This window comes from Bradyrhizobium sp. CCBAU 11386, from assembly GCF_028128955.1.
Lineage (GTDB): Bacteria > Pseudomonadota > Alphaproteobacteria > Rhizobiales > Xanthobacteraceae > Bradyrhizobium.
Genome location: NZ_LBKA01000084.1, coordinates 1 through 829, shown reverse-complemented (window position 1 = coordinate 829; position 829 = coordinate 1). Strand labels below are relative to the sequence as shown.

The following is an 829-nucleotide window of genomic DNA, read 5'->3' as shown; positions in this document are numbered from 1 at the left end:
CTTTCCCAGGAGGTCCTTCAACGCCGCATTGTCTAGCATGGCGTCGGCCAAAAGCCGCTTCAACCGCGTGTTCTCGTCCTCCAGCGTCCTTAGCCGCTTGGCTTCCGAGACCTCCATCCCGCCAAACTTGGCTTTCCATTTGTAGATACTGGCATCGCTGACGCCGTGCTTCCGGCACAGATCGGCAACCGACACGCCAGCCTCGTGCTCCTTCAAAATCCCGATGATCTCCCTTAAGAGCGCGTGCCGCGGGTACCTTGCTTCTGTTCGTGGTCGGCAAAGCCGCCACACGATGGGATTCGGTTGAATGGTCGGTTCAAGCTCTTCGGCGTAGTCACCCGACCTGGAGGGCGGACGCCACGACAGATCATACGAACTCGACCATCCCCACGCCCCGCGACGGGCGTCTCTTGGGATGACGATGGCGTCCTTACGCCACCGCCGTCCATCGGAATTCGGTTCCATCAACCCACATTCGGTGAAGGACGACAGCCATTTTTCTGGCCAGCGCGACCTTCGCACGCTTGCTTCCTTGCCGGTGGGCAACACGCACCGCCCAGGCCTTCATCGGAGACCATCGGGTTGATGGCCTGAGAACGACGTTGGCAGCTTCGAACAGGGCTGTGCGCGTCTCTCCATCTCCGACTTTTGTGATCCGTCCCACCCAATCAACCTCGCCAGATTGGTATCGCCGGGGCGTCAACCCGAGATAGGCGCCGACAGATTGGGAATGCAGGAATCGCCTGGGATCGTCCACAGTGGAGCGGAAGGTCAACGCAGAGACCGGGCCGATCCCTGGCATCGTCATCAAGAGCCGACAAGCCGGGTC

The 829-nt window shown here is 60.6% G+C and carries 2 protein-coding genes; both read right to left on the bottom strand.

The window, feature by feature from the left end; all coding sequences use genetic code 11:
• Nucleotides 1-291: transposase (locus XI09_RS08490; RefSeq protein ID WP_442869555.1), on the bottom strand; the 291-nt coding region annotated here is incomplete at its 3' end.
• A gap of 139 nt (nucleotides 292-430) precedes the next feature.
• On the bottom strand, nucleotides 431-829 hold a 399-nt coding region (locus XI09_RS08485; RefSeq protein ID WP_271566438.1), incomplete at its 5' end, for a transposase.